This is a genomic window from Streptomyces sp. NPDC007164 (assembly GCF_040634135.1).
GTDB lineage: Bacteria > Actinomycetota > Actinomycetes > Streptomycetales > Streptomycetaceae > Streptomyces > Streptomyces sanglieri.
This window is the reverse complement of the sequence record NZ_JBEYFB010000007.1, coordinates 1-14737: the sequence shown is the minus strand read 5'-3', so window position 1 is coordinate 14737 and position 14737 is coordinate 1. Positions and strand designations below refer to the sequence as shown.

Genomic DNA, 14737 nt, shown 5'->3' with positions numbered 1-14737 from the left:
GGACCGCCGCACCGCCCGGAACTCATCGGCCCGGAACTCGTCGTCCCAGAACTCATCGGCCCGGAACTCGTCGGCCCGGGTTCAGCGCACCCGGCCGACACCCACGTAGAAACCGCTGCGCTCCTGCACGGGCGCGGGCTCGTCGCGGTACCACTCAGTGGCGAAGACCAGTCCGGGCCCGACGAGCTCCAGCCCCTCGAAGAAGGGCTCCACCTCGCTCCGGGTACGCATCCGCAGCGGGATCGCCCCCTTCTTGTACGTGGCCTCGGTCTCGGCCTTCAGCTCCGGGTGCTGGTCGGCCGTGCCGTGCGAGAGCACCAGGAAGCTGCCCGCCGGCAACGCGTCGACCAGGGTGCGGGTGATGGCGTACGGGTCCTCGTCGTCCGGCAGGAAGTGCAGCAGCGCGATCAGGGACAGGGCGACCGGCCGGTCGAAGTCCAGCAGCCCGCGGGCGTGCTCGACGATCGCCTCCGGATTGCGCACATCCGCGTGGATGTAGTCGGTGGCCCCCTCCGGCCTGCTGATCAGCAGCGCCTCCGCGTGCCGCAGGACGATCGGGTCGTTGTCCGCGTAGACGATCCGGGCGGACGGGGTGATGTCCTGGACCACCTGGTGCAGATTGGGCTCGGTGGGGATGCCGGTGCCGATGTCGAGGAACTGATCGACCCCGTTGCGCGCCAGCCAGGCGGCGGCCCGGTGCATGAAGGCCCGGTTCCGCGCCGCGTTGCCCCGCGCCTCCGCGGGCAGCTTCTCCGCCACCTGCTGATCGACCGGATAGTTGTCCTTGCCGCCCAGGAGCCAGTCGTAGACGCGGGCGGGGTGGGGCCTGCTGGTGTCGATCCGGAGCCCGGGCTTGTCGACCGTCACTGGGCGCTCCTCTCGGTGCGGAGAATTCGGAAGAATTCGCGAGCGGGTAACGCGTTCAGCGTAGGCGACGCGCACCACGGAACGTCGACCGGAACCCCCTTGCCTCGAAGCGCACTTCAACATCCACGCTCCATCTCCGGATCCGGCCGCGGAACGACAGCGGCCGGATCCGGAGAGGACAGCCATGAAGCACCGCACCACCCGTCAGAGCGGCGGCGCAGCCGCGGTACGGAATGCGAACCGCTGCGGCTTGCTCCGCACTGCCTCAAGGCTCGTACCGAGCAAGCCGACTCTGCCGGCCAGCCCGCCGGCCAGTCCGCCGGCCAGGCAGGGCTTCCCCACGCCGGGAACAGGCCGAACCGCGACGGTCGTCGGTGTCACCGGCCGGCGGAGGCCGCTTCGCGCCCGGCGACCGGGGGCCGGTGCGCAGGGGCGAGGGCGGGAGGCTTGCGGGGCAGCAGAAGGACCGGGACCAGAGTCACCGCGGTGAAGGCGACCGCCCACCAGAAGGACTGGCGAAAGGCGTCATTGACCGAAGCACCGTGCGGTCGCCCGCCCGTGAGGCCCTGCTGCAGTACGGTCGCGACGACAGCGGTGCCGATCGAGCCACCGAGACGCTGGAAGATGTTCATCGCGCTCGAAGCACGCGGCATCGCCGCCGGAGGCAGTGAACGGTAGGCGGCGGCCAGGCTGGGCAGGGTGACCACCCCCACCCCGATGCCACGCACCGTCATCGCGGCGGCCGGCAGCAGCCAGCCGGAACCGCTGTCCAGCATCACGAACGGGACGGTGCCGATCAGTGTGAGGACCACGCCCACCAGTGCGAGCGACCCGGGACTCAGCCGGTCGGTCGCCCGGCCCGCGACGACCACCGCGATGACGTAGCCGACACCCTGCGGGGCCAGCATCAGGCCGGCCTTCAGGACGCTGTCGCCAAACCGGGCCCGACAAAGGCGATCGGCGAGGCCCAACTGGCCTCGATGCTGGGCCGGGTGGACCTGGACGATCCCGCGATCGACGCGATCGTCGAGCGTGGCATCAGCATGTTCATCCGGGCCTACGGAAGGACGTGACCGGGCAGCGGGACCGCGGCGGGACATCACCCAGTCCCGTGAGGAGTCGAGGCTCCTCGGCGAACCGTTGAACCGGGGGGCCACGAAGCGCGCGAGCAGTTCGAAGCTGCGCTCGGTGTTCTCCCGGGACGCCCGGTCCGCGCTGGTACCGAGCAGCTTGCCGAAGCCGCCACTGGACCCGTAGAGCCGCTCGATGCCCTCCGACCGACGGCCGAGCAGCGGCAGCAGTGCCACAGCCGATCGGAACGCCCTTCCAGGAACGCCCTCCAGTGGCATCACTCCCGGAACGACGAAGATCGCCTCCCGGCCGCCGCCGGAACGAGCTGGATCTCCCACTTCACCGCGAGACTGCTGTAAGGCGCGCCGTCCCGACTCCTGGCGGCGGGCGATGAAGTCTCCTTCCGCACAGTCGAGGACCTTGCACCGCAGCCGAAGAGGACTGTGCACGGCCGTCCTCCAGGGCCCTGGAAGCACCCGGCCGTTGGGGCCGCGGGCTCTGATAAGTTCCATTGTTCGATCCACCGGCGACGATCTGAATCCGCCAGTGGTATGGGGAGGGGGCTCCGTGGACCGAGTGCCGTCAAGACTGCGCAAGCCGTTGTTCATAGGGCTGCCGCTCGTGCTGCTCGTCACCGGGGTGGTGCTCTTCTCGGGGGGTGACGACCGGCCGGACGAGCATGGTCATGCGGCGGCGAACCGGGCGCAGTTGAAGCATGCCTGTGCTGGGCTGCTGCCGTACGAGGAGCTTCGGGGCCTCGTACCCGATGACGTCGCGGGCGAGGTGAGTCAGTACGGCACCGTGCTCGATCCCGGTGAGGACAGCCACTCCCTGGTGAACTGCTCCGTCGCCTGGCCGGGGCACGGATCGGTGCGGGTGCAGGCCGTCGCGCTCATCTCCGAGATGCCGATGACGTTGCGGGCCGAGGACATCCTGCCCGGCGCCGACAACGACGGGTACGAGGCGCCCGGAGTCACCGGCCGGGTGGACGATCGCGGGCGGCCATGGGTCGTCGCCGAGTGCCCCGGCGGGCTGACGGGGCGGGCCCGCGAGGCGTCGGGAATGTACGTCACGGCCGATGTCGATCTGCCCGTTCCCGGCAAGGGGAAGCCGGCCGGGTATCTCCACGACTTCCGTACCGCGGTCCACGTCGCCAACGGGATCACCGCCGCGCAGAAGTGCGGCGGCTCCCCGCTGAAGCCGCCCACCCGGGTCCTCGACACCTACGAGGCCCATGTCACCCAGGACGCGGACGGCGGCAACATCGAGGTCGTGGGGATCCACGAGCCGGGTCTGGGTGTCAAGAAGTGCCGTGGGGTCGGCAGGCGAGCGGGATTCCCCGGCAGGTGGACCGCCGGCGGTGATCTGCAGGACTCGCGGCTGGTGAGCGTCTGCACGGCCACGGTCCTGAACCGCGAGGACCCGTTGGACACCGATCCGACACCACCCGACGGTGCGGTCGTCGAGGTCTCTGCGGCGAGCTGGTCCGGGCCGCTCAGGGAGTCGGCCGACGCCCAGTACGAACGCTCCGGTGACAGCTTCGGCTTCCGCCACGGGAAACGGACCAGGGACATCCCGGACTCGGGCCTGCGCGAACTCGCCCTGTGGGCAGGGTCGGAATGCGCCGCGGGCAGCACGTACCACCGGGTCACCGTCCGCATGGAGACCAACGACCTCGGTGCGGACACGCTCACCGAGGCGGAGCGGACCAAGTACTCCAAGGACGCCCGCAAACTGATGGACAGCTATCTCGCCGACCCCGACGGCTGGCCCCGGCAGCAGGGGTGTCATGAATCCAAGGTCCTGGGAGAGGTGGAGGGATGGCGGTGAGACGGACCGTCGTGCGGTCGGTCGTGGCCCTGTTCGCAGCAGCCATCGCCGTCGCCGGGTATCTCCAGGTGCACGGCGACTTCCAGCGCTGGAGCGACGAATCGGCGCTCGACGGAGCCTGCGACGGCCTGCTCGACCGGAACGTGGTGCGCGGCGCCCTCGGAACGGGAGCCGTCGAGATCGAGAACGAAAGACGCGGCGCGGGTCTGGTGGGCTGTGAGGTGCACGTCTACGACGGCGGCGCCGTCGAGATCCGCATCCTCGACACCCCACAGACCGGAAGGCGTCCGGAATCCCTCTTCACGGACTCTCCGAGAGCGTTCGCCGTGCCGGTCGGCCACGGGTGGACAGGGCTCTTCGGAGCCAGAGCGAAAGGCAATGCAACAGCGGATCTCTTCAGCGCCGCCGAGTACGAGGACGCGACCACGAGTCTGGTCCTGAAGTGCACCGGGACAAGCAGTGCCAAGGGCTTGTACATATCCGTCACGACAGATGGCGGCGCGTCACTGGACGACCCGGCCGAAAGGCCGCAGTTCACCAGGATCGCCACCTCCATCGCGTCCAGGGCCTCGAAGGCCCGGCACTGCGGAGCCGAACTCGGGAAGCCCGTCAGCAGCCTCGACCTGCCGGTGACCGAGGACGATTACGAGCCGCTCGGCACGGCGGAGGGAACCTGCTCCGGCATTCCCGCCGCACACGGCATGGCGATCGGCACCGAGACGGCCCGCGGGGGCGCCCCGCACGAGACGTGCCTGCTCGCCGACGCCGACCACAGGACGCGCTACGAACTCGAAGCGGACTTCGGCCCCTACGCGCAACAGCAGTTGTTCCTCGCCTCGGAGAATTCCTTCGAGGGCACACCGGACTCCGACACACCCGCGCATCAGCGCGACCGCGGTGGCCGGATGAGCTGGACATCGGCCACGTGCCCCGACGGCCAGGCCCTGTTCACCCTGCGGCCGTCGGCCGATGGGGGCGAGCGTCGCAAGTACCCCGTAAGCGACGCGGACCTCGCTTACGAACGTGCGGCACTGCGGGCCTTCGCCGAGCGCTCGGCGAAGGGCCACGGGTGTTCCGCCCCGGTCACGCCGTGACATGACGAGCAACCGCCCACCGGCCACCGGGCCCCGAGCCCGGCGGCCGGCCCGTCACTTCAAGGGCGTCGGCATGGACATCGGCAACCCGACGCGCCGCCGAGCACCCGGCCAGGTGGCCCGGACGATCCTGATTGCGATCACGGTGACCATCGGAAGCCAGGACATCCTGGAGACCTGGCTCTACGAGCGCAGCGGCAGTCGCCTCGCCGACGCCGACTTCGAGTGCCGGCTTCGGGTGCCGGCTTCGGGTGCCGGCTTCGGGTACCGGCTTCGAGCCCATTCCGGCTCCCCCCGGATCGCGACCGGTCCCACGCCCCCGCACCACTCGACATGGGGCGGCATCCGCCGGCCAACCCGCGGACCCCATACGCCGCAGTCCACCACCCCGAACAGACATTGAACGACCCCTGACACGACGAAGATCCCGCCCGATCTTTCGATCGGACGGGATCTCGTGTGTGCGGTGGACCTGTGGGGATTTGAACCCCAGACCCCCTCGATGCGAACGAGGTGCGCTACCAGACTGCGCCACAGGCCCTTGCAACGAGTGAAACTCTAGCACCCCCGACGGGGTGCTCGGAAATCCGGTCCGTGCTGGTCAGCCGTGGCGGCGGTGCAGCGGGTCCGGAGCGGGCTCACTCATTGGCGGCCCGGGGGCGGTCCCCGTCCTCGTACTGGTCGAAGAGCGGGGTCCGGCCCCGGTCTCGGGTGCGGCGGGAATGGTTGGTGCGCTGGCGCGGCGCCGGGTCGACCGGGGGTGCCGCGGGGTGCGAGGTGCCCGTCTGGGTGGGCTCGGCGGCGCTGGAGCGGGCCGCGCTCCAGGTCTCCGGGTTGCCGACCTCGACGCCGCCGGTGGCGCGCGGGGCGACCGGGGCGGTGACGTAGGTCGGCAGCGGGACCGGGACCGGCTCCCAGCTGTCGCCCTGGGTCCGGCCGCGTTCGCGCTGCTGGTCGACCCATTCCGCGTGGTCCGTCTGCTCGACCAGGGCGCGGCGGCCGGCCTCCTGCGGGGAGACTGCGGGCGTGGGCTCCGGCTCGGGGCGGCGCGCTTCGGGCTCCTCGTCGGGCTCGGCGGCGGCCGCCGCGTCCGGCTGGTGCCTGCGGGGGCGGTTCTCGCGCAGGTGCTGCGCCGCCACCTCGGCCCGGCGGCGGTCCATGGTGAAGGCGAACCGGCGCCGCTCCTGGGCCCGCAGATGCACGATGTACGTGCTCAGCAGAACGGCCGGAACCGCGGGTGCCCAGAGGAAGTGCAGGCCACCGACCGCCGCGACGACCGCGCCGAGGGTGAAGGCCAGGAAGAGGATCACGGTGGTGCGCCGTCGGCGCGCGAGGACTTGGAGGCGCTGCGCGCGCCGGACGCGCTCGGCGTCCGTTCCGCTGGGGCGCGGACGGGCTCGTCGGGCGGGGGCCGGTGCCGGTTCGAGGCGCTCCTCGGCGGCGCGCGCCGGGTCGTGCGCCCGGGCTTCAGTCTGCACCTCGGGCGCGGCGAAGGCCCGGACGTCCACGGAGACCATTCGGTCCGTGGCGACGTCCGGGTCGGCGTCGGGCTCCGCCTCCTCGGCGGTGCGCTCCCGCAGCTCCTTGGCGTACCGGCGCTCCATCGCCGCCCGTCCGGACAGCAGCCGGATGGCGGTGCTGAAGCGTTCCGTCGGACGGGCTTCGTTGAGCTCGTCCTGCCTGCGGAGCCACATCGGCACCAAGTAGGCGGCCCAGGCCCCGACGATGACTGCGTAGATGAGGCCGCTGCTGCTCACGTCTCACACCGTAGAGGGGTTTGCGCGGGGGCATCCGCCAATTGGCCCGGTGTGTCGCACGTTCCGGCTGATATCACGGACTTTTTTTGCGATTGTTCGGATCAACCATGGGTGTTTGTGCGTTCGCCATCGGTCAACCGCCGATCAATATCGAACACTTATTTTATTTCCCGTGGCGTTCCAGGTCGCGTCCGGTGCCAGCGCCGTAGCATCCCGTCGGGCACTTCCTCCGCGGTGAGCGCGTAGATGAGGTGATCCCGCCAGGCACCGTCGATGTGGAGATAGCGCGGGCGCAGGCCCTCCTCGCGGAATCCCAGTTTCTCCACGACCCTTCTGCTGGGCCCGTTCTCCGGCCGAATGCACACCTCGATCCGGTGCAGTCCGACCGTGCGGAAGCAGTGGTCGACGGCGAGGGCGACCGCGGTCGGCATCACGCCCCGGCCGGCCACCGCCTGGTCGACCCAGTAGCCGACATGGCCCGAGCACATCGAGCCCCAGGTGATCCCGGCGACCGTCAGCTGACCGACCAGCCGGCCCTCGTACTCGATGGCGAACGGCAGCATCCGGCCCGCGTTGGCCTCGGCGCGCAGGTGGCGGATCATCTGACGGTACGTGGGGCGCTGGGCCACCGGTCCGCCCGGGGCGGGCGGCGGCACCGTCGCCTCCCAGGGGCGCAGCCAGTCACGGTTGCGCCGGTTGACCTCGCGCCACATGCGCTGGTCGCGCAGTTTGATCGGGCGGAGCACGATCGCGCCGTCGCTGAGGACCACCGGCCAGGTCGGGACGTTCAGCTCGGGCTCCCCGGTCGGGGGTGATCGCCGCCGCGCAACTGGTCGACGGCGTGCACCAGGAGACGGGTGAGGACGGCGAGTCCGTCGCGCACCCCGCCGGTGGAGCCCGGCAGGTTCACGATGAGGGTGCCGCCCGCGACGCCCGCCAGGCCCCTGGAGAGCGCGGCGGTGGGGACCTTCTCGCGGCCCTCGGCACGGATCGCCTCGGGAATTCCGGGGATCTCGTGGTCCAGGACGCGGCGGGTGGCCTCGGGGGTTCGGTCGGTGGGCGAGATGCCCGTACCGCCGGTCGTGACGATGACGCCGTACCCCGCGGCCACTCCTGCCCGCAGGGCCTGTTCGACCGGGTCGCCGTCGGGCACGACCTGCGGTCCGTCGACGGCGAAACCGAGCTGCGTGAGCGCCTCGGAGATCAGGGGGCCGCCCCTGTCGGCGTAGACGCCGGCCGAGGCGCGGTTGGAGGCGGTGACGACGAGGGCGGCGTAGGGGGCGGTCAACGCGCCGCCGGGCGGGGGCTCGGACGGCCGGGCATCGCCCGGCTGCCCCGTCCCGGGCGCCGTCACGCGCCCGCTCCGTCCGCCTCGGCGCGCCGGAAGTCCTCGGTGCGCCGAAGGTCCTCGGTACGCCGGTAGTCCTCAGTGCGCCGGGGATCCTCGGTACGCCGGAGGTCCTCGGTACGCCGGTAGTCGCCGGACTTGCCGCCGGACTTCGACTCGACCCGTACGTCTGTGATGACCGCCGACTTGTCGACCGCCTTGATCATGTCGATCACGGTGAGCGCGGCGACGGATACGGCGGTCAGGGCCTCCATCTCGACGCCGGTGCGGTCCGTGGTCTTCACGGTGGCCGTGATCTCCACCGCGTCGTCGGCGACACCCAGGTCGACCGTGACACCGGAGACGGCCAGCGGGTGGCAGAGCGGGATCAGGTCGGGGGTGCGCTTGGCTCCCATGATCCCGGCGATCCGGGCGGTCGCGAGGGCGTCGCCCTTGGGGACGCCCTCGCCGCGCAGCAGCTCGACGACGCGCGGCGAGACGAGGACCCGGCCGCTCGCGCGGGCCACCCGCGCGGTGACGTCCTTCTCCGAGACGTCGACCATGCGGGCCGCGCCCGCCTCGTCGATGTGCGTCAGCCTGTTCTGCGTACTCAACTAACTCCGCCTCGCGGTAGGGCGCCGGTTGCCCGCCAGGGCCTGTCCGCCGGACAGGCCCTGGGCCCGCACCGGGGTGCGGGCCGGGGGCCCGGGGATGTCCCCGGGAAGGCACAGCGCCAGACACCGTACCGCCACCGCCCCGGGATCAGCGGAGCAGGATCACCTCGGTGTCCGTGCCGGGCTCGGCGGAGGTGACGTCCTCGGGCAGCACGATGAGCGCGTCCGACTGGGCGAGGGCCGCGATCAGATGCGAACCGGAACCGCCGACCGGGGTGACCGTGCCGGCCTCCGCGTCGTACGTACCGCGCAGGAACTGGCGCCTGCCGGACGGCGACGAGAGTGCCTTGTCCGCTTCGAGCGTGGCCCGGACGGTGGGGCGGTTCACGTCCTTGAGGCCCATCAGGGCACGGATCGCGGGCCGTACGAACAGCTCGAAGGAGATGTACGACGAAACGGGGTTGCCCGGCAGCGCCAGCAGCGGGGTGTGGTCCGGGCCGATCGAGCCGAAGCCCTGCGGCTTGCCCGGCTGCATGGCGAGCTTGCGGAAGTCGATGCCGCTGCCCGGCTCGTCCTCGTCGCCCACCGAGGACAGGGCCTCCTTGACGACGTCGTACGCGCCGACGCTGACGCCTCCGGTGGTGACGACGATGTCGGCCCGGATCAGCTGGTCCTCGATGGTGGCGCGGAGCGTGTCGGCGTCGTCGGTGACGGCGCCGACCCGGTAGGCGATCGCTCCGGCGTCCTTGGCCGCGGCCGTGAGCGCGAAGCTGTTCGAGTCGTAGATCCGGCCGCCGGTCAGCTCCTCGCCGGGCTGGACCAGCTCGCTGCCGGTGGAGATGACGACGACGCGCGGCCGGGGCCGCACCTTCACCGTCGAGCGGCCGATCGCGGCGAGCAGGCCGATCTGCGGCGGGCCGATCACCGATCCGGCGCTCAGCGCCAGATCGCCCGGCCTCACGTCGCTGCCGCGGGCCCTGACATGGGCGCGGGCCTCGACCGGGCGGTGCACCCGGACCTCGCCGCCCGCCCCTTCCGGGTCCTCCCGCAGGGAGCGCATGGTGTCGGCGGGGCCGCCGCCCGTACCGCCGTCGGTCCACTCGACCGGGACCACGGCCTCGGCACCGGCCGGCAGCGGGGCACCGGTCATGATCCGGGCGGCCTCGCCGGGGCCGAGGCTCCGGTCGCCGGCCAGTCCGTCGCTGCCCGCCGCGACGTCACCGACGACGGTGAGCACCGCGGGGAACTCCTCGTCGGCGCCCTCGACATCGGCGACCCGGACCGCGTAGCCGTCCATCGAGCTGTTGTCGAAGGGCGGCAGGGCGATCTCCACCATGACGTCCTCGACCAGGACGCAGCCCTGGGCGTCGTGCAGTTGCAGCTCGATGGGTTCGAGCGGTCGCACCGCGCCGAGAATGTCGTCCAGGTGCTCATCCACCGACCAGATCGTGCTGCTCAAGGTGCTACATCTCCTCAGTGACGTAACTGCGGAGCCAGGTCTTGAAGTCCGGGCCCAGGTCTTCACGTTCGCACGCGAGTCTGACAATGGCACGGAGGTAATCGCTACGGTCACCGGTGTCATAGCGGCGGCCCTTGAAGACGACGCCGTGCACCGGGCCGCCCGCCTTCTCGTCCTCGGCGAGGAGCTGGAGGGCGTCGGTGAGCTGGATCTCGCCGCCGCGGCCGGGCTCGGTCCTGCGCAGTATCCCGAAGACGGCGGGGTCCAGGACGTAACGGCCGATGATGGCGAGGTTGCTGGGCGCCTCGGCCGCGTCGGGCTTCTCGACGAGGCCGGTGATGCGCACCACGTCGCCCTCGGCGGTGGGCTCGACGGCGGCGCAGCCGTACTGGTGGATCTGCTCCGGCGCGACCTCCATCAGCGCGATGACGCTGCCGCCCTCGCGCTCCTGGATCTCGACCATGCGGGCCAGCAGCGGGTCGCGCGGATCGATCAGGTCGTCGCCGAGGAGCACCGCGAACGGCTGGTCCCCCACGTGCGGTGCGGCGCACAGCACGGCGTGGCCGAGGCCGCGCGGGTCGCCCTGGCGGACGTAGTGCATGGTGGCCAGGTCGCTCGACTCCTGGACCTTCTTGAGCCGTTCGGCGTCTCCCTTGCGGGTGAGCGCGGACTCCAGCTCGTAATTGCGGTCGAAGTGGTCCTCCAGCGGACGCTTGTTGCGTCCCGTGATCATCAGCACGTCGGAGAGACCGGCGGTCACCGCTTCCTCGACGACGTACTGGATCGCGGGCTTGTCGACCACAGGCAGCATCTCCTTGGGAGTGGCTTTGGTGGCCGGCAGGAAGCGGGTACCGAGTCCCGCGGCCGGAATGACAGCCTTGCTGATCCTGGGGTGCGACTGAGTCATGCGCAGAACCATAACCGGTGCGTATGTGAGGAAGATGAGGCTCCGGTTAACTTTGTAGGCCTATACGCACATATGAGAGATCCGGGGGTGCCCCTTGAGCACGGAGATGTCCCGAAAGGCGCTGCTCAGACGTGAACTGCTGGCCGCACGGCGCCTTCTGACCAGGGAAGACGTAGAAAACGCCGCAGTGGTTCTGTCCCGGCGCGCATCGGATCTCCCGGAACTGTCCGGGGCCCGTACCGTCGCCGCGTACGTCTCGGTGGGCACCGAGCCCGGTACCCGCGCGCTGCTCGACGCGCTGCGCGCCCGGGGGGTGCGGGTGCTGCTGCCGGTGCTCCTCGCGGACAACGATCTGGACTGGGCTCCGTACGAAGGGGCCGGGCACCTCGTCCGGGCCGGCCGGGGACTGCTGGAGCCGGACGCGGAGCCGCTGGGCCGCGAAGCCGTGCTGGAGGCCGACGCGGTCCTGCTGCCGGGGCTCGCGGTGGACGCGCGGGGCATGCGGCTCGGCCGCGGCGGCGGCAGCTACGACCGGGTGCTGGCACGGCTCGCGGCGGCGGGCGCGCATCCGGCGCTGATCGTCCTGCTGTACGACGACGAGGTGGTCGCGCAGGTCCCGGAGGAACCGCACGACCACCCCGTCGATGTGGTGGTGACACCGGCGGCGAGCCGCCGGACGAGCCGCTAGGGTCTGCCCGACAGACCCTAGGGCCGTCCGGCGGCTCTCGCCCTCAGGGCTTGAGGGTCAGGGTGTCGGTGGTCGACTTGCCGACGGCGTTGGTGCCGAAGGACCAGTCGAGCAGTTCACCGTTGACCCACTTGTCGGTCTGGTCGGTGTAGTGCGCGCTGAACGCGTGCCCGGAGGCGCCGGTGAGGTTGATCCAGCGGGACTTGTCCCAGTCCCCCACGTTGACCACCATCCGCATCGACGGAACCCAGACGACCTCGTAGCCGCCCGCCGCGTTCCAGCCGGTGGCGTTCACCGCGGCCTCGCCGCCGCCCAGGTTCCACGGGCCCCGGTTGAGCGCCCGCTGGAGCAGGCCGGGACCTTCGGTGCCCAGGGTCTGGTTCTTCAGGGTCAGCTGGTGCAGCCGGCCCCAGCTCCAGGTGCTGATGTCCTTGCCGAGCTTGGCGGTCAGCTCCCAGCGGGCGTCCTCCATGGCGCGGGCGAAGAGCTGGTCGCGGTTGTCCGTCGCGTCGTCCCGGCCGCTCTTCGGCGCCTTCCACCAGTCGCTGTTCTGGTCGTCCATCAGATCGGCGACCACCTGGTACCAGCGGTCACCGCCGTCGGGCTGGGCGGAGTCCGCGGCGCGCTGGCCGCACTCGCGCACCAGCCTGTGCTGCTCGTCCACCGGACCCGAACCGCCGGCCCTGGGCACGTTGAGGCACTCGCCCTCGACCCGCAGCTCCTTGGGCAGCTTGTTACCGAAGGCCAGCTTGAGGATGTTGCGCCAGACCGCGTTGAAGTACGCGGCCGCGGCCGAGTCGGACTCCTGGGTGTAGTCCCAGCCCTCCAGGAGCTTCTGCGCCTCGCGGACGCTCTTGTCCGAGATGTTGATCTTCATCAGCTCGGGCACCAGCAGCGCGGCGATCTCGCTGGTGTTGTCCATCTGCATCTTCTGCATGTCTTCGGTCGAGATCTTCCCGCCGCCCTTGATCTTCGACTGGATGAGGTCGTCGATCCGCTGGCTGCGGCTGCCGTAGCCCCAGTCCTTGGTCAGCAGGTGCGGGTACTTCTTCTCGTCGATGACGGCCTGGTTGGCGGTGACGATGTAGCCGCGCTTCGGGTCGTACTCGTAGGGCAGCTCGTCGAACGGGATCGGGTCCTTCTCCCAGCCGTACTTCGAGGACCAGCCGGGGCTGGGCATCGTGCCGTCGCCCTTGAGGCGGACCGGGATCTTCCCGGGCGCCTGGTAGCCGATGTGTCCCTCGGTGTCGGCGTAGATCAGGTTCTGCGAGGGGACCTCGAAGTGCTCGGCCGCCGCCCGGAAGGTCTTGAAGTCCTTGGCCCGGTTCAGCTCGAAGACGGCGTCCATGGACTTGCCCGGCTCCAGCGCGGTCCACTTCAGGGCGACCGCGTAGCCGTCGGCCCGGTCCGGGGCCGCGTTGGTGACGGGGGCCTTCTGGCCGACCTTCTCCATCTCGCTGCTGCGGTCGGAGACCAGCGGGCCGTTGTTGGTCTCGCGGACGGTGATCGTCCGGTCCTTGCCGCCCGCCACCTTGATGACCTCGTCGCGGACGGTGAAGGGCTTGACCTTGCCGTCGTACAGGTAGCCGTCGCCGGAGACCTTCTCCAGGAAGAGGTCGGTGACGTCGGCGCCGAGGTTGGTGAAGCCCCAGGCGATGTCCTGGTTGTGACCGATGATCACGCCGGGCATGCCGGAGAAGGTGTAGCCCGCGGTGTCGTACTGGCACTTAGCGCTGATCTCGCGGCAGTGCAGGCCCATCTGGTACCAGAGCGAGGGCAGCTGCGGCGCCAGGTGCGGGTCGTTGGCGAGCAGCGGCTTGCCGGTCGTCGTGTAGTCGCCGGAGACCACCCAGGAGTTGGACCCGATGCCGTTGCCGTTCGGGCCGAGCAGCGCCGGGATCTGGTCGAGGGTGTCGGAGAGCGAGGAGAGCTGGGTGTTCAGGCCCTCGGTGGCGCCCTGCGCGGTGTCCGAGCCGATGTTGTCGGACGGGGTCGCGTCCGGGTCGTACTTCCCGGTGACCGGGGAGACCGCGCCCTGGTCGACGATCGGGCGGTGCTTCTCGTACGGGTACGGCGGGTAGAGGTCCTCGATCTGCTTCGCGTCGAGCCTGCTGGCCATCAGCGAACGGTCGATCTCGTCCTGCATGTTGCCGCGCAGGTCCCAGGCCATGGCCTTGAGCCAGGCGACCGAGTCGACCGGGGTCCACTCGGTCGGCCGGTAGTCGTTGGTGAAGCCGAGGGCCGCGTACTCGACGGAGATGTCCTTGCCGTCACGCCCCTTGAGGTAGGCGTTCACGCCGTCCGCGTACGCCTGGAGGTTCTTCTTGGTCTCCTCGGACAGGACGTTGTCGTACTCCTCCTGCGCGACCTTGCGCCAGCCCAGCGTGCGCAGGAAGGAATCCGTCTCGACCTGCCCGGAGCCGAACATCTCGGAGAGCCGGCCGGCCGTCATGTGGCGGCGGACGTCCATCTCCCAGAAGCGGTCCTGCGCCTGGACGAAGCCCTGGGCGCGGAAGAGGTCGGCGTCCGTGTCGGCGTACAGCTGCGGGATTCCGTAACTGTCGCGTTTGACGTCCACGTTCCCGTCGAGGCCGTCGAGCTTCGTCGACCCCGTCGTCTGCGGGTACGAGGCCCGCACGGTGGATACGGACCAGAACGCCCCGTAACCGATACCCGCGACGAGCGCCAGCACCAGAACGATCACGATCAGGCGGGCACGTCGCCCCTTCTTCCTGCCGGTCTTCGCACCGGCGGAACCGGTGGTGCCGGTGGAACCGGAAGAGGCGGTTGTGTTGGCGGGCATCGCTGTCCTTCGAGGGGCAGGTGGTCCTGGGAGTGCAGGAGCAACCATAGGCGCAGCGCCGGGACGGCTCTGACGCGGTATCGGGATGATTCGAATTGCGTAGCGATCGTACGAATGCTCGAAGGCATCAAGAAAACGTTAAAGATTAGGTAAGGTAACGAAGTACCGGCCGCCAACGGCCGATGCCGAGGGTCGATCTGATCGGACGGTGCGATCAGATCGGGCCGCCCGATCGGATCGCACCGGGCGAGACGATAGCGACATTATATACGTGATTGGGATGGAGTGGATTTAATGGCAAAGGAATTTAAAACACAAAA

Annotated in this window: 12 protein-coding genes, 1 tRNA gene and 1 pseudogene; 4 read left to right on the top strand and 10 right to left on the bottom strand. The window is 70.2% G+C overall.

What is annotated here, in order from left to right; translation table 11 throughout:
- Nucleotides 1-81: 81 nt before the first annotated feature.
- Together ABZ622_RS12655 and ABZ622_RS12650 are read right to left on the bottom strand one after the other, a co-directional pair.
- The gene (locus tag ABZ622_RS12655; RefSeq protein WP_360542333.1) at nucleotides 82-867 is read right to left on the bottom strand and encodes an SAM-dependent methyltransferase; all 786 of its coding nucleotides are present in this window, start codon (nucleotides 865-867) and stop codon (nucleotides 82-84) included.
- A gap of 377 nt (nucleotides 868-1244) precedes the next feature.
- A complete protein-coding gene (locus ABZ622_RS12650; protein WP_360542332.1) occupies nucleotides 1245-2174 on the bottom strand; it encodes an MFS transporter in 930 nt (309 codons plus the stop codon).
- Nucleotides 2175-2505: 331 nt separating this feature from the next.
- Between ABZ622_RS12650 and ABZ622_RS12645 the strand changes: the two genes are divergently transcribed.
- The 3 genes from ABZ622_RS12645 to ABZ622_RS12635 are packed head-to-tail and all read left to right on the top strand — an operon-like array spanning nucleotide 2506 to nucleotide 5265.
- Nucleotides 2506-3768 carry a hypothetical protein gene (locus tag ABZ622_RS12645; RefSeq protein ID WP_360542331.1) on the top strand — a complete coding sequence of 421 codons (1263 nt, stop codon included), beginning with the start codon at nucleotides 2506-2508 and terminating at the stop codon, nucleotides 3766-3768.
- Nucleotides 3765-4862 carry a hypothetical protein gene (locus tag ABZ622_RS12640; RefSeq protein ID WP_360542330.1) on the top strand — a complete coding sequence of 366 codons (1098 nt, stop codon included), beginning with the start codon at nucleotides 3765-3767 and terminating at the stop codon, nucleotides 4860-4862. The genes ABZ622_RS12645 and ABZ622_RS12640 overlap by 4 nt, the downstream gene beginning before the upstream one ends.
- A gap of 1 nt (nucleotide 4863) precedes the next feature.
- Nucleotides 4864-5265, top strand: coding sequence for a hypothetical protein (locus ABZ622_RS12635; protein ID WP_360542329.1), 402 nt, complete (start codon nucleotides 4864-4866; stop codon nucleotides 5263-5265).
- A 64-nt stretch (nucleotides 5266-5329) separates the two neighbouring features.
- On the opposite strand, the gene ABZ622_RS12630 is transcribed toward ABZ622_RS12635, so the two are convergent.
- The 7 genes and pseudogenes from ABZ622_RS12630 to galU all read right to left on the bottom strand — a co-directional run bounded on the left by ABZ622_RS12630 (nucleotide 5330) and on the right by galU (nucleotide 10926).
- Nucleotides 5330-5403, bottom strand: a tRNA-Ala gene (locus tag ABZ622_RS12630).
- A gap of 97 nt (nucleotides 5404-5500) precedes the next feature.
- Complete coding sequence (gene glpR, locus ABZ622_RS12625) at nucleotides 5501-6619, bottom strand: gephyrin-like molybdotransferase receptor GlpR (RefSeq protein ID WP_360542328.1); 1119 nt, start codon at nucleotides 6617-6619, stop codon at nucleotides 5501-5503.
- A gap of 158 nt (nucleotides 6620-6777) precedes the next feature.
- Nucleotides 6778-7389 carry a GNAT family protein gene (locus ABZ622_RS12620; protein ID WP_360542327.1) on the bottom strand — a complete coding sequence of 204 codons (612 nt, stop codon included), beginning with the start codon at nucleotides 7387-7389 and terminating at the stop codon, nucleotides 6778-6780.
- A gap of 17 nt (nucleotides 7390-7406) precedes the next feature.
- A complete protein-coding gene (locus ABZ622_RS12615; RefSeq protein ID WP_360542616.1) occupies nucleotides 7407-7907 on the bottom strand; it encodes a MogA/MoaB family molybdenum cofactor biosynthesis protein in 501 nt (166 codons plus the stop codon).
- A gap of 176 nt (nucleotides 7908-8083) precedes the next feature.
- Nucleotides 8084-8560, bottom strand: a pseudogene (gene moaC / locus ABZ622_RS12610) (cyclic pyranopterin monophosphate synthase MoaC); the annotation flags it as partial.
- 148 nt (nucleotides 8561-8708) lie between these two features.
- The gene (gene glp, locus ABZ622_RS12605; protein ID WP_360542326.1) at nucleotides 8709-10019 is read right to left on the bottom strand and encodes a gephyrin-like molybdotransferase Glp; all 1311 of its coding nucleotides are present in this window, start codon (nucleotides 10017-10019) and stop codon (nucleotides 8709-8711) included.
- A 4-nt stretch (nucleotides 10020-10023) separates the two neighbouring features.
- Nucleotides 10024-10926 carry a UTP--glucose-1-phosphate uridylyltransferase GalU gene (gene galU, locus ABZ622_RS12600; protein WP_124722841.1) on the bottom strand — a complete coding sequence of 301 codons (903 nt, stop codon included), beginning with the start codon at nucleotides 10924-10926 and terminating at the stop codon, nucleotides 10024-10026.
- 106 nt (nucleotides 10927-11032) lie between these two features.
- On the opposite strand from galU, the gene ABZ622_RS12595 reads away from it, so the two are divergent.
- The gene (locus ABZ622_RS12595; RefSeq protein WP_360542325.1) at nucleotides 11033-11614 is read left to right on the top strand and encodes a 5-formyltetrahydrofolate cyclo-ligase; all 582 of its coding nucleotides are present in this window, start codon (nucleotides 11033-11035) and stop codon (nucleotides 11612-11614) included.
- Nucleotides 11615-11657: 43 nt separating this feature from the next.
- Here ABZ622_RS12595 and ABZ622_RS12590 read toward each other — a convergent pair whose 3' ends face one another.
- Entirely contained in the window at nucleotides 11658-14417 is a 2760-nt protein-coding gene (locus ABZ622_RS12590; protein ID WP_360542324.1) for a penicillin acylase family protein, read from the bottom strand.
- Nucleotides 14418-14737: the final 320 nt, after the last annotated feature.

Coding starts and splice junctions, on each gene's coding strand:
- ABZ622_RS12595 (WP_360542325.1), top strand. CDS start 11,033: ATGTCCCGAAAGGCGCTGCTCAGACGTGAACTGCTGGCCGCACGGCGC.
- ABZ622_RS12635 (WP_360542329.1), top strand. CDS start 4,864: ATGACGAGCAACCGCCCACCGGCCACCGGGCCCCGAGCCCGGCGGCCG.
- ABZ622_RS12590 (WP_360542324.1), bottom strand. CDS start 14,417: ATGCCCGCCAACACAACCGCCTCTTCCGGTTCCACCGGCACCACCGGT.
- galU (WP_124722841.1), bottom strand. CDS start 10,926: ATGACTCAGTCGCACCCCAGGATCAGCAAGGCTGTCATTCCGGCCGCG.